Raw genomic sequence first — 12,344 nt, 5'->3', positions numbered from 1 at the left:
TAGACGAAGTTCAGAGCAGGAGAAATGGCGGACGCGGGCAGCCATGCCTTTCTCGGCACCTCTCGACGCAGCCGGCGCGCGAGCGTCAACCGGCGGTTAACACTAACGAGTCAAGTTGAGTGAGGTTGTGTTCGGTAAAGGCGCCTCGGCGCCGGAGTTCTCATCGATGCGTTGCGTTGCGTTCCTGGCGGGCCTGCTGGCCTGTCTCGTCCTTTCGTCCGGCCAGCGCGCTTTGGCGCAGTCGAGCGACTACAGCACCCTCACCTCGCCTGAATCCGCGCAGCATTGGAATCTGACGCTGGGAGCCGGCTTGCGCTACCAGCCCGATTATTCAGGCTCCAACAATTACGTCTTCCGGCCGCGCCCGATCATCTCGCTCGGCAAGGGCGTGAAGAGCACCTGGTGGGTGGCCGAGGATGACGCGCTCTCGATCGGCTTCTTCTCCGGCAAGGGCTGGCGCATCGGCTTCTCCGGCAATCTGCTCTGGGAGCGCAAGGCCAGCACCAACCCCGCTCTGGTCGCGGTTCCCGATACGAAATTCGGCTTCGAGGCCGGCGGCTTCGCCGAGTTCTACCCGGCCTCCTGGCTGCGCGCCCGCGTCGATCTGCGGCGCGGCTTCATCGCCCATGACGCGCTGGTCGCTGAACTCAAGCTCGACGCCATCGCCAGGGTCGGCCAATGGTCGTTCGGTGCCGGCCCGCGCATGAGCATCGTCGGCGCCGACTATCTGCGGACCTATTTCGGCTCCTATCCCGGTGTCGCCGGCACCGGCGGGCTGCTGCAGCGCTACAATGCCGGGGTCCATTCCTACGGCGCGATCGCGCAGGCGACCTATAACTGGTCCGAGCGTCTCTCAACCACGACCTATATCGAGTACAAGCGCCTGGTCGGCGATGCCGCCAAGTCGCCGATCGTGAGAACCTATGGCTCGCGCGACTCGATCACGCTCGGCATCTCGGCGAGCTACGCCTTCGATCTCGGCTTCTGAGCGCGAACTCCGAACCCCGTGAGCCAGGATCAGGCCACGGGGTTTCATCGGCAAGGCCTATACGCTATATCCTCTAGTCTCTAGAGGATTAGGAGGCCGCCGCGATGGAACAGATGCCGATCGGCGCGCTGTCGGAGGCGACAGGCGTCAAGGTTCCGACCATCCGCTTCTACGAGGAGATCGGGCTCCTGCCCGCCGCCGTTCGTACGCAGAGCAACCGCCGCAGCTATGGCGACGCTCATCTGCAGCGCCTGCGCTTCATCCGGCATGCGCGCGATCTCGGCTTTGCCGTCGACGATATCCGCGAATTGCTGGCTATGGCGGCCGAGCCGCAGGCGTCATGCGACCGGGCCGACAGCATCGCGCAACGCCATCTCGCCGATGTCGAGCGGCGCATCGCCCAGCTCCAATCACTGCGCGGCGAGCTCCAGCGCATGGTCGGCGAATGCCAGCACGGCCGCGTAGCCGAATGCCGGGTGATCGAATCGCTCGCCGATCACGGCCATTGCCTGCACGACCACCGCGTGGCGTGAAAAAAAGGCGGGCTCGAGAGCCCGCCTGCACATCACGCACCCCACCGTCATCCCAAAAACGGCGCCGCTACGCGGCTTGCCCAGGACGACGGCGTGGATTTTGAGAGATCAGCCGACGATCTCGTTGCCGGCGAAGAACTGCGCGATCTCGATCGCGGCCGTCTCGGGCGCGTCGGAGCCGTGCACGGTGTTCTCGCCGACCGACTGGGCGAAGAGCTTGCGGATCGTGCCCTCGGCGGCATTGGCCGGGTTGGTGGCGCCCATCACGTCGCGATAGGTCGCGATCGCGTTCTCGCCTTCGAGAACCTGCACCACGACCGGGGCGGAGATCATGAACTCGACCAGCTCGCCGAAGAACGGACGTGCCGAGTGAACCGCATAGAAGGTCTCGGCCTGGGCCTTGCTCATCTGGATGCGCTTCTGCGCAACGATGCGCAGGCCGGCCTTCTCGATGACCGCGTTGACCGCGCCGGTGAGATTGCGCCGCGTCGCATCGGGCTTGAGAATGGAGAAGGTACGCTGGACAGCCATCGATATATCCTTGGGGAATTTCTGGAGAATGCGGCGCGCTTATAGCGGCCGCCTCTCCGCCCCACAAGGCTCCCGGGCGTTTCAGCGGGACGCTAGTGGCGCGTCAGGAAGCTGCGGGCCTCGCGCAGCGCCTCGGCGATCTCGTCGCGGGTCAATTCGAGCGCCAGTTCCTGGCGATGGGCAGCCGCCCGGCCACAACCGCGCGCCAGGGCGACGTTGAACCATTTCTGCGCCGCGACGAGGTCGACCGGCTGATTGCGGCCTGCGGCATACATCAGCCCAAGTTCGTAATAGGCCTCGGCGGAGGCTTCCGTCGGGATCACCAGCGAAGCGGGAATCGCGCTCATTTCCATGCGTGCCATGACAACCACCCTCTTGTCCTGTTGCGCCGAGCACCCGTCCAAGGCCGCGGCTTGTGACGGTGAGATTTGGCCGCAGCCCTTAAAGAGGCCGCTAAAAATCGCGATGAATCGAAGCTCAACGAGATGTAATCGCCGGGTTAAATCAACGATCGATTCATGCTGGCCGCGCGAAAAGCCACGTGATTTCAAGATCCTCCCGTTGGGTCAGCCTTCGCCGCGTTGACGCGACGTTCACCTTGGCGCGCGGTTACCCGCTTCATCCTCCCGTTAAAGCAGGCTTGGAGACGGGTCGCGCCTCCGATATGGTTCATATCTGAACCATGCAGCATAGCTGGTCGGACAAGGGAGGATCGACATGAACACGCATGCAATCGCAGGCCGCCCCAAGCTTCTGGGTCTTGGGGTTCTGGGTCTTGCGCTTCTGGGTCTTGGGCTTCTGATCGGAATGGGCGCGACACCTGCCATGGCCCAGGATGTCACCGGCACATGGCTGCGCGACACCGGCGCCTCGCGCGTCCGCTTCGCCAAATGCGGTGAAGCGGTTTGCGGCACCATCGCTTGGCTCAAGGATCCCAACGGTCCTGCCAAGGTCGGCCAGCGCATCTTCTACGATATGAAGCCGGCCGGCGCCGGCAAGTGGAGCGGCAGCGCCTTCAACCCCGAGGACGGCAAGACCTATTCGGGCACGATGACGTTGGCAGGCGAGGCGCTGACGACATCAGGCTGCGTGCTCGGCGGGCTGATCTGCCGCTCGGTGAAGTGGTCACGGGCGAACTGACGCGCGAAGGAGGTCGTCTTCGGGCCATAGACCGGCGTCGCACCGCTTTCGTCATGGTCGGGCTCGTCCCGACCATCCACGTCTTCATCTGTGGAGCGCGACGTTCAAGACGTGGATGCTCGCCACAAGGGCGAGCATGACGGCGGGGCTGCGTTCAGCGCGCCTTCTGGTTGAATAGCATCGCGTGCTCCTCGGGCGTGCGCTGCTCCGGCGGCTTGCGCAGCTCCGAAGCGACGGCAAGACCACGTTCGACGGCCGGGCGTGCCAGCATCGTCGCGATCCAGCGCTCGACATGCGGAAACTGTTTGATGTCCTGGCCCTGGCGCTCCCAACCGCGTGCCCAACCGATGCAAGCCATGTCGGCGATCGAATAATCGCCGGTGATGTAGTCGCGACCGGCGAGGCGCTTGTTCAGGACGCCGTAGAGGCGGTTCGCCTCATTGGTATAGCGCTCGATGGCATAGGGCAGCTGCTCGGGCGCATAGAGTCGGAAATGATGGGTCTGGCCGAGCATCGGGCCAAAGCCGCCCATCTGCCAGAACAGCCATTCATCGACGGCGACGCGGCCACGCTCGTCCGCGGGATAGAACTTTCCGGTCTTGCGACCGAGATATTGCAGGATCGCTCCGGATTCGAAGACCGAGATCGGCTTCCCATCCGGCCCCTCGGGATCGACGATCGCGGGCATGCGGTTGTTGGGCGAGATCGCCAGGAATTCCGGCTTGAACTGGTCGCCCTTGCCGATGTTCACGGGAATGACGGTGTAGGGCAGCCCGCACTCCTCGAGCATGATGGTGATCTTCCAGCCATTCGGCGTCGGCCAGTAGTGGAGATCGATCGGATTGGTCTGAACTTGTGCCATACTGCGCTTCCCGTCGGTTGCTGGATGCGACAGATCTAGTCTCGCCCGCACCGTCCTGGAAGCACCGGACCCCGCGCCCTGAGCGGCCTCGCCATGTCGTGAGGGCGGGCGAAAGGCGAGACCGCGGAGGAAGGCGGCACTCGCGCTCGAACGGCCGCAGCGCTTTGCCTTTGCAGCCTCCTCCCCAAGACCAGCATCCGTTTCCTTTGCCGAGGAAAGAGCGCAATTTCCGATCCAGTTGGTCGAAATTCGCTCTATGTCATTGTTCTAACGCGCTTTCTTCATACGACCCGGTATCCACTTCGCTCGAAAACACTCTAGGCTCGCCGCGCCAAGCAGGTTATGGACGCCCCATGGAGAATGTTCCGTCGCAAGAACTCTTCGCCCATGTCCGGATTGTCATGGGCATGGTCACCGGGCTCGGCGTGACCCGGCTGCTGACCGGTACGGCCGGCTTCATCCAGCATCCCGCCCGCCACCGCCTGTCGCTGATCCACCTGCTCTGGGCCGGCTCGATCCTGCTCGAACTGATCCTGTTCTGGTGGTGGGAATTCGCACTCTCGCGGATTCCCGTCTGGAATTTCGGCGTCTTCACCTTCCTCATCGGCTATGCCGTCGTCCTCTACATGCTGGCGGCGCTGCTCTTTCCCGACAACATCTCGGAATATGTGGGCTATGAGGACTTCTTCATCAAAAGGCGCCGCTGGTTCTTCAGCCTGCTGGCGGCGACCTTTGCCCTCGACGTGACGGATACGCTGATCAAGGGCACGGAGCGCTGGAACCAGTTGAGCAGCGCTTATCTGCTGCAGGTTCCCATCGGCCTCGCCCTGTGCCTCGTAGGCTTCCTCGTCGCACGGCGATCCGTGCAGATCGCCGTGGCCGCGCTCCATCTCTCGATGCAGCTTCTCTGGATTCTGCAAGCCTTTTGAGACCTCGAGGCCTTTTGAAGCGGCACGGACCGGCCGCTACGGCGCGATCACGAATTTGAAGCCTTCATGGCTCTGGACGAAGCCGAGATTGACGTAGAAGCGATGCGCATCGGTCCGAGCCTTGTCGGAGGTCAGCTCGACGAGGCCCGCACCCTTCTCCCCAGCGAAGGCGAGCGCGTGGCGCATCATCACGGCGCCGATGCCGAGGCTGCGGCTCTCGGGCGCGACATGGACGCTTTCAATCTTGGCCCGCTTGCGGCCGCGCGCGACGAGCCCGGGGATCAGCGTGACCTGGAAGGTGCCGACGACCCGCCCCAGCCGCTCCGCCACGAATAATGTGTTGTGAGGGCTGGCCGCGATCTCGTCGAAAGCATCGAGGTAAGCTGGATGAGCGACCTCGACGGCGATCTCCTCCGGGCTCTTGGCCTGCCGCGCCGCGCCCAGCATGATCAGGGTGGCGATGCGGGGCGCATCGGCCCGCACAGCCTCGCGGATCGTGATCTCCGCGGGATCGATGGGGCTGCGGCTCATGCTCTGATCCTTCATCTCGTCATCACTAGAAATTCGCCAGCAGCCGGACCGCGAGCGCTATCACTCGGCGAAGAGCCGCTTCGCCATCAGCAGTGTGTTCGGGGTGTCCTCGCGCCCGTCGAAGCGGGCCTGGCGCTGCAGGAAAAAACCCATGCGCTCGTAGAAAGCGATGGCCGGCTCGTTCTGGCTCTCGACCTCCAAGCGCGCGACCGGGGCCTGCGGAAAACAGGCCAGCGTCACCTGCAGCAGCGTGCGACCAACACCGATGCCCTGATAGCTCGGGAGGACATAGAGCCTCGTCAGCAGCGCTGCGCGGTCGCGCTCCAGCCGCGCCGAGGAGGTTGCGATGATCTCCTCGCCGACCAGGGCGACGAGAAAGGCCCCGCTCTCGCGCCCGAGCTGGGCCGAGAGGTTCTCCAGCGAATGCCAGGCATTGGTGATCTCGGCGACGCGCTGCCAGCCATAGATGCCGTCATAGGTCGCATGCCAGGTCTCGACCAGCAGACCGCGCACCGCCGGGAGATCGGCGGGCAGCGCGTCGCGGATGATGAGACCGTCTGGCGTCACTCGATGCCCAGCTTGGCTTTCAGGATCTCGTTCAGGGCCTGCGGGTTGGCCTTTCCGCCCGAAGCTTTCATCGCCTGGCCGACGAACCAGCCCAGCATGGTCGGCTTCGCCTTGACCTGCTCGACCTTGTCGGGATTGGCGGCGATCAGCTCGTCCACCGCCTTCTCGATCGCGCCGGTATCGGTGACCTGCTTCATGCCGCGCGCCTCGACGATGGTGCGCGGGTCGCCACCTTCGGACCAGAGGATCTCGAACAGGTCCTTAGCGATCCGGCCCGAGATGACGCCTTCGCCGATCAACTCGACCAGCCCGCCGAGCTGGGAAGCCGAGACTGGCGAGGAGCCGACATCCTGGCCCTCCTTGTTCAAGCGGCCGAACAGTTCGTTGATCACCCAGTTGGCGGCGGCCTTGCCGTCGCGGCCTTTGGCCACGGCCTCGAAATAGTCCGCCTGCTCGCGCTCGGCGACCAGTACCGCGGCGTCATAGGGCGAGAGGCCGTATTCCGCGATGAAGCGCGCCTTCTTGGCATCCGGCAATTCCGGAAGGACGCTCTTCAGCTCCGCCACGAAGGCGTCGTCGAATTCGAGCGGCAGCAGGTCCGGATCCGGGAAATAGCGGTAGTCATGCGCCTCTTCCTTGGAGCGCATCGAGCGCGTCTCACCCTTGCCGGGATCATAGAGCCGCGTCTCCTGGTCGATCTTGCCGCCATCCTCGATGATGCCGATCTGGCGGCGCGCCTCGACCTCGACGGCCTGGCCGATGAAGCGGATCGAGTTGACGTTCTTGATCTCGCAGCGCGTACCCAGCTCCGCGCCGGGCTTGCGGACCGAGACGTTCACGTCGGCGCGCAGATTGCCCTTCTCCATGTCGCCGTCGCAGGTGCCGAGATAACGCATGATGGTGCGCAGCTTGGTGACATAGGCGCGCGCCTCTTCGGCCGAGCGCAGATCCGGCTTCGAGACGATCTCCATCAGTGCCACGCCCGAGCGATTGAGATCGACGAAGCTCATCGTCGGATGCTGGTCATGGATCGACTTGCCGGCGTCCTGCTCCAAATGGAGGCGCTCGATGCCGACCGTGATCTGCTCGGTCGGCGACAGATCAACGACGATCTCGCCCTCACCCACAATCGGACTTTTGTACTGGCTGATCTGGTAACCCTGCGGCAGATCGGGATAGAAGTAGTTCTTGCGGTCGAAGACCGAACGGTTGTTGATCTGGGCGTTGAGGCCCAAGCCGGTGCGCACGGCCTGGCGGATGCACTCGGCATTGATGACCGGCAGCATGCCCGGCATGGCGGCATCGACGAGGCTGACATGCTCGTTCGGCTCGGCGCCGAACGCCGTGGAGGCGCCGGAGAAGAGTTTCGCATTGGAGGTTACCTGTGCATGGATCTCCATGCCGATCACCACTTCCCAATCGCCGGTCGCTCCCTTGATCAGCTTCTTGGGGTCGGCGGGGCGAACATGCGCGTTCATCTTGGCTCTTTCGACTTGAAAATCTCGGCTACGGGTTACGATTTCGGCGCGCGGCCGGCAAGCGGCTGTTGCCCTCCTGTCACCACTTGGCCGTATTGTGGCGTATTTGGCCCCTGTTTGCCTTAGTGTCGAGTGAACGATCTTGACAATCGTCAGCCCGATCCCCTTCTTGCAGCAAAATCCGGAAACCCTCGCTGGTTGCGCCGGTCCTGCTATCCGGAGTCCGTCCATGACATATCGCCGCGCCACAGGTTTCGGACTCGTCATCACTTCCGCCGCGCTGACTTTCGTCGCCGCCGCGGCCCTCGCCCAGGGCGCGCCGCCGGCGCCGCCCGTGCAGGTCTCGGCTCCGCTCGCCAAGCGCGTCACCAACTGGGACGAGTATACCGGCCGTTTCGAGGCAAGCGAGCAGGTCGAAATTCGCGCCCGGGTCTCGGGCTTCCTGGATTCCTTGCATTTCCGTGACGGCGATCTCGTCAAGAAGGGCGACCTGCTCTTCACCATCGATCCGCGTCCCTACCGGCTCTCGGTCGATGTCTCGCGCGCCGATGTGGCGCGCGCCAAGGCGCAGGTCGAGCTGGCACAGAACGAGGTCGAGCGCGCCGAGGGCCTGACCCAGAACCGGACCATCACGGCCCGCGACATCGACCAGCGCCGCGCCAACCTCAACAGTGCGATCGGCACCCTGCAGGGAGCCGAGGCCAACCTCAAGACGGCCGAGCTCAATCTCGAATGGACCCAGGTGCGCGCTCCCCTCGCCGGACGCATCTCCAACCGGCGCGTCGACCCGGGCAACCTCGTCGCCGGCGGACAGTCGGGCGCGACGCTTTTGACCACGATCGTCGCCGTCGACCCGATCAACTTCGTCTTCGATGCCTCGGAGGCCGATTACCTGCGCTATTCGCGGCTGACCAAGGACCTGCGCAAGGTCACCAGCCGCGAAGAAGGCAGCCCGGCCGAAGTGCGCCTGGCGGATGAGCGCGAGTGGAAGCGCAGGGGCAAGATCGACTTCGTCGACAACGCTCTGAACGCCCGCTCCGGCACCATCCGCGGCCGCGCCGTGTTCGAGAACAAGGACCAGTTCCTGACGCCGGGCACGTTCGGGCGGCTGCGCCTCTTCGCCGGCGAGGCCGATGCCTTGCTCGTGCCCGACACCGTCATCGTCTCCGACCAGGCCAGCAAGATCGTCCTGACCATCGGCCCCGAGAACAAGGTCGTGCCCAAGCCCGTCGTGCTCGGCCAGATCAGCGGTGGTCTACGCGTGATCCGCGAAGGCCTCGCTCCCACCGACCAGGTCATCATCGGCGGCCTCGCCAACCCGATGGTGCGCCCGGGCGGGACGGTGACGCCGCAACCCGGCGAGATCAAGCCGACCGGCACGAACTGACCGTTCGCTACCCGATCTGAGCCACGGACGGCGCCTCGCCGTCCGCCCTGCCTTCCGGCCAGGAAACGCCCATGTTCCGTTTCGCGCATTTCTTCATCGACCGGCCGATCTTCGCGACCGTGCTGTCGATCCTTCTGACCATCGCGGGCGCAATCGCCCAGCGCGGCCTGCCGATCGCCGAATATCCCGAGATCGCCCCGCCGACCGTCACGATCACCGCGACCTATCCCGGCGCCTCGGCCGAAGTCGTCGCCTCGACGGTCGCGGCCCCGATCGAGCAGGAGGTCAACGGCGTCGACGACATGCTCTATATTTCGTCGCAATCGACCGGCGACGGGCGCGTCACGATCAGCGTCGTGTTCAAGGCCGGCACCGATGTCGACCAGGCCCAGGTGCTGGTGCAGAACCGCGTCTCCGCGGCCGAGCCGCGCCTGCCTCAGGATGTGCGCACGCTCGGCCTGCAGGTCCGCAAGGCCTCTCCCGACTTCCTGATGGTCATCCACATGCTGTCGCCCGACGGCTCGCGCGACCAGCAATACGTCTCGAACTACACCACGCTGAACGTCAAGGACGTGCTGACCCGCGTCGACGGCGTCGGCGACGTCCAGGTCTTCGGCGCGCGCGATTATTCGATGCGGGTCTGGCTCGATCCGGCCAAGGTCGCGTCGCGCAACTTGACCGCCGGCGATGTCGTCGCCTCGATCCGCGCCGCCAACATCCAGGTCGCGGCGGGCGCGATCAACCAGCCCCCGGCCAAGTCGGACGGCGCCTTCCAGCTCTCGGTCAACACGCTCGGACGTCTCACCAGCATCGAAGAGTTCTACGACATCGTCGTGCGCTCCGACGCCGATGCCGGCACGATCCGCATCCGCGACATCGCCCGCGTCGAACTCGGTGCGCAGGACTACCTGTCGAACTCCTATCTCGACAACAAGGAAGCGGTCGCGATCGGTGTCTTCCAGCGTCCGGGCTCGAACGCGCTGGCGGCCTCCGAATCCCTCATCAAGACGATGCAGACGCTGTCGAAGGACTTCCCGGGCGGCCTCGAATACAAGATCGTCTACAACCCAACGGAGTTCATCGGGGAATCCGTCTCCGCGGTCGTGCAGACGCTGCTCGAGGCGATTGTGCTCGTCGTCATCGTCGTGATCCTGTTCCTGCAGACCTGGCGCGCCGCGATCATCCCGATCATCGCGATCCCGGTTTCGCTGGTCGGCACCTTCCTGGTCATGAGCGCGGTCGGAATCTCGTTCAACACGATCTCGCTGCTCGCGCTCGTGCTGGCGATCGGCATCGTCGTCGACGATGCGATCGTCGTCGTCGAGAATGTCGAGCGTTATCTCGCGCAAGGGATGAGCGCCAAGGACGCTGCACACAAGACCATGGACGAGGTCGGCGGCGCCCTGCTCGCGATCGCGCTGGTGCTCTGCGCCGTGTTCATCCCGACCGCCTTCATCACCGGCCTGCAAGGCACGTTCTACCAGCAGTTCGCGGTGACCATCGCGGCCTCGACGATGATCTCGTGCTTCGTCTCGCTGACGCTGTCGCCGGCCTTGTCGGCGATCCTGCTGAAGCCGCACAGCCATGAGGAGCCGAAGGGATTCTTCGCAGCGCTCGGCGCGCCGATCCGCTGGTTCTTCAAATATTTCAACAAGGGTTTCGACTGGCTCTCGCGCGGCTATGGCGCGGTGACCTCGCGTCTCATTCGCGTCAGCGTGCTGATGCTTATCGTTTATGCAGCCCTGATCGCACTCGCCGGGTGGCGCCTCAATACGATCCCGACCGGCCTGGTGCCGCAGCTCGACCGCGGCTACTTCATTGCCGTCTTCCAGCTTCCTGCCGGCTCCTCCCTGCCGCGAACGGACGAGGTCATCCGCAAGGCGACCGACAAGCTGCTGTCGCGACCCGGCGTCGCCCATGCCGTTGCGTTTGCCGGTCTTGATGGCGCGACCTTCACCTTGGCGCCCAATGCCGGCGTCGCCTTCGTCACCCTTACGGATTTCAGGGAACGGGCCAAGGCCGGCCTGACGACCCAGGGCATCCTCAACGACCTGCGCACCCAGCTGTTCCAGATCAACGAGGCCTTCTCCCTGGTGATCGAGCCTCCGGCCGTTCCCGGCATCGGCAATGGCGGCGGTCTCAAGGGCTACGTCCAGGACAAGGGCGGGCGCGGCCTCGCCGCGCTGGAAGGCGCGACCTGGGCCGTGGCAGGAACTGCGGGGCAGTCTCCGGGCATCCAGCAGCCCTTTACCCTGTTCTCGACCAAGACGCCGCAGATCTTTGCCGATATCGACCGGACCAAGGCGGAAATGCTCGGTGTGCCCGTGACCCGTGTGTTCGAGACCCTCTCGATCTATATGGGCTCGGCTTACGTCAACGACTTCAACATCCTCGGCCGCACCTTCCGGGTGACGGCGCAGGCCGACAACCCCTATCGGCTCGACGTCCGCGACGTCGCCGCCTTGAAGACGCGCAATGCCGATGGCGAGATGGTGCCGATCGGCTCGGTCGCGACCTTCTCGAACACGACCGGCGCCTATCGCGTGCCGCGCTACAACCTCTACCCGGCAGCCGAGGTGCAGCTGTCGATGGCGCGCGGCTTCTCGACGGGCCAGGGCATCGCAGCCGTGGAGAAGATCGCGAGCCAAGTGCTGCCGGCCGGCTTCGGCTTCGAATGGACCGAGATCGCGCTGCAGGAGAAACTCGCCGGCAATACCGCGATCATCGCCTTCGGCCTCGCTGTCGTCTTCGTCTTCCTGCTGCTGGCAGCGCTGTACGAGAGCTGGACCTTGCCGCTCGCGGTCATCCTGATCGTGCCGATGTGTATTCTCGCGGCGATGGTCGGCGTCGGCTACAAGGGCTTCGACCGCAACGTTCTGGTCGATATCGGTCTCGTCGTGCTTGTCGGCCTCGCCGCGAAGAACGCGATCCTGATCGTCGAATTCGCCAAGCAGGCCGAGGACGAGGGCATGAGCCGGCGCGAGGCCGCGGTCGCCGCGGCCAGGACCCGGTTGCGGCCGATCCTGATGACCTCGCTCGCCTTCATCCTCGGCGTGCTGCCCTTGACGATCTCGATCGGCGCTGGCGCGGAGATGCGCCAGGTGCTCGGCGTGGCGGTGTTCTCGGGAATGATCGGCGTGACCTTCTTCGGCCTGATCTTCACCCCGGCCTTCTACGTCATCGTGCGTTGGATGGCGGAGCTGCGCGGCAAGAAGAAGGCAATCGACCCGACGCCTCACACGGCACAGCCCACGCATTAGAGCCGTATGATTTCAGCTGGGCTCACGAAGTGATCCCAGCTGAAATCTGAATCCGTCTCTCATCTAAAAGTGAGAGCAGGATCAATGCGAAAAACCGGTGCCCACTTTTTCGCATCCTGCTCTGACAGAAAAAGGGCC

Annotated in this window: 12 protein-coding genes; 6 read left to right on the top strand and 6 right to left on the bottom strand. The window is 64.5% G+C overall.

Translation table 11 applies throughout. From position 1 onward, the window contains the following. The first annotated feature begins 166 nt into the window (after positions 1–166). On the top strand, positions 167–988 hold the full coding sequence (locus BHK69_RS18140; protein ID WP_148663481.1) for a MipA/OmpV family protein: 822 nt from the start codon (positions 167–169) through the stop codon (positions 986–988). A gap of 104 nt (positions 989–1,092) precedes the next feature. Next, on the top strand, positions 1,093–1,521 hold the full coding sequence (locus BHK69_RS18135) for a MerR family transcriptional regulator (RefSeq protein ID WP_069691316.1): 429 nt from the start codon (positions 1,093–1,095) through the stop codon (positions 1,519–1,521). Between the two features lie 108 nt (positions 1,522–1,629). Here the strand turns inward: BHK69_RS18135 and ndk are convergent, their stop codons facing one another. Beyond that, entirely contained in the window at positions 1,630–2,052 is a 423-nt protein-coding gene (ndk, locus tag BHK69_RS18130) for a nucleoside-diphosphate kinase (RefSeq protein ID WP_069691315.1), read from the bottom strand. Positions 2,053–2,144: 92 nt separating this feature from the next. Beyond that, a complete protein-coding gene (locus BHK69_RS18125) occupies positions 2,145–2,414 on the bottom strand; it encodes an SEL1-like repeat protein (protein WP_069691314.1) in 270 nt (89 codons plus the stop codon). A gap of 355 nt (positions 2,415–2,769) precedes the next feature. Between BHK69_RS18125 and BHK69_RS18120 the strand changes: the two genes are divergently transcribed. After that, positions 2,770–3,192 carry a DUF2147 domain-containing protein gene (locus BHK69_RS18120; RefSeq protein ID WP_083269520.1) on the top strand — a complete coding sequence of 141 codons (423 nt, stop codon included), beginning with the start codon at positions 2,770–2,772 and terminating at the stop codon, positions 3,190–3,192. A gap of 154 nt (positions 3,193–3,346) precedes the next feature. Here the strand turns inward: BHK69_RS18120 and BHK69_RS18115 are convergent, their stop codons facing one another. After that, positions 3,347–4,054, bottom strand: coding sequence for a glutathione S-transferase N-terminal domain-containing protein (locus BHK69_RS18115; RefSeq protein WP_069691313.1), 708 nt, complete (start codon positions 4,052–4,054; stop codon positions 3,347–3,349). A 353-nt stretch (positions 4,055–4,407) separates the two neighbouring features. Here BHK69_RS18115 and BHK69_RS18110 point away from each other — a divergent pair, with 353 nt between their 5' ends. Next, entirely contained in the window at positions 4,408–4,983 is a 576-nt protein-coding gene (locus BHK69_RS18110) for a hypothetical protein (RefSeq protein ID WP_069691312.1), read from the top strand. A 36-nt stretch (positions 4,984–5,019) separates the two neighbouring features. Here BHK69_RS18110 and BHK69_RS18105 read toward each other — a convergent pair whose 3' ends face one another. Genes BHK69_RS18105 through gatB form a run of 3 tightly spaced genes read right to left on the bottom strand, consistent with a single transcriptional unit; the run spans position 5,020 to position 7,559 of the window. Beyond that, positions 5,020–5,514, bottom strand: coding sequence for a GNAT family N-acetyltransferase (locus BHK69_RS18105; protein WP_069693772.1), 495 nt, complete (start codon positions 5,512–5,514; stop codon positions 5,020–5,022). 60 nt (positions 5,515–5,574) lie between these two features. Beyond that, complete coding sequence (locus BHK69_RS18100) at positions 5,575–6,081, bottom strand: GNAT family N-acetyltransferase (protein ID WP_158516236.1); 507 nt, start codon at positions 6,079–6,081, stop codon at positions 5,575–5,577. Continuing rightward, entirely contained in the window at positions 6,078–7,559 is a 1,482-nt protein-coding gene (gatB, locus tag BHK69_RS18095) for an Asp-tRNA(Asn)/Glu-tRNA(Gln) amidotransferase subunit GatB (RefSeq protein ID WP_069691311.1), read from the bottom strand. Before gatB ends, BHK69_RS18100 begins: the two co-directional genes overlap by 4 nt. A 229-nt stretch (positions 7,560–7,788) precedes the next feature. Between gatB and BHK69_RS18090 the strand changes: the two genes are divergently transcribed. Both BHK69_RS18090 and BHK69_RS18085 read left to right on the top strand, forming a co-directional pair. Continuing rightward, on the top strand, positions 7,789–8,946 hold the full coding sequence (locus BHK69_RS18090; RefSeq protein WP_069691310.1) for an efflux RND transporter periplasmic adaptor subunit: 1,158 nt from the start codon (positions 7,789–7,791) through the stop codon (positions 8,944–8,946). 71 nt (positions 8,947–9,017) lie between these two features. Then, positions 9,018–12,206: an efflux RND transporter permease subunit gene (locus tag BHK69_RS18085; protein WP_069691309.1), complete on the top strand. Its 3,189-nt coding sequence runs from the start codon at positions 9,018–9,020 to the stop codon at positions 12,204–12,206. Positions 12,207–12,344: the final 138 nt, after the last annotated feature.

The sequence above is a fragment of the Bosea vaviloviae genome (assembly GCF_001741865.1).
Lineage (GTDB): Bacteria > Pseudomonadota > Alphaproteobacteria > Rhizobiales > Beijerinckiaceae > Allobosea > Allobosea vaviloviae.
This window is presented reverse-complemented; position numbering and strand designations above follow the sequence as displayed.

Bases quoted from the DNA above. Each gene is read 5' to 3' on its own strand.
- BHK69_RS18115 (WP_069691313.1), bottom strand. From the start codon at position 4,054: ATGGCACAAGTTCAGACCAATCCGATCGATCTCCACTACTGGCCGACG.
- BHK69_RS18135 (WP_069691316.1), top strand. From the start codon at position 1,093: ATGGAACAGATGCCGATCGGCGCGCTGTCGGAGGCGACAGGCGTCAAG.
- BHK69_RS18110 (WP_069691312.1), top strand. From the start codon at position 4,408: ATGGAGAATGTTCCGTCGCAAGAACTCTTCGCCCATGTCCGGATTGTC.
- BHK69_RS18125 (WP_069691314.1), bottom strand. From the start codon at position 2,414: ATGGCACGCATGGAAATGAGCGCGATTCCCGCTTCGCTGGTGATCCCG.
- gatB (WP_069691311.1), bottom strand. From the start codon at position 7,559: ATGAACGCGCATGTTCGCCCCGCCGACCCCAAGAAGCTGATCAAGGGA.
- BHK69_RS18085 (WP_069691309.1), top strand. From the start codon at position 9,018: ATGTTCCGTTTCGCGCATTTCTTCATCGACCGGCCGATCTTCGCGACC.
- BHK69_RS18140 (WP_148663481.1), top strand. From the start codon at position 167: ATGCGTTGCGTTGCGTTCCTGGCGGGCCTGCTGGCCTGTCTCGTCCTT.
- BHK69_RS18120 (WP_083269520.1), top strand. From the start codon at position 2,770: ATGAACACGCATGCAATCGCAGGCCGCCCCAAGCTTCTGGGTCTTGGG.
- BHK69_RS18090 (WP_069691310.1), top strand. From the start codon at position 7,789: ATGACATATCGCCGCGCCACAGGTTTCGGACTCGTCATCACTTCCGCC.
- BHK69_RS18105 (WP_069693772.1), bottom strand. From the start codon at position 5,514: ATGAGCCGCAGCCCCATCGATCCCGCGGAGATCACGATCCGCGAGGCT.
- ndk (WP_069691315.1), bottom strand. From the start codon at position 2,052: ATGGCTGTCCAGCGTACCTTCTCCATTCTCAAGCCCGATGCGACGCGG.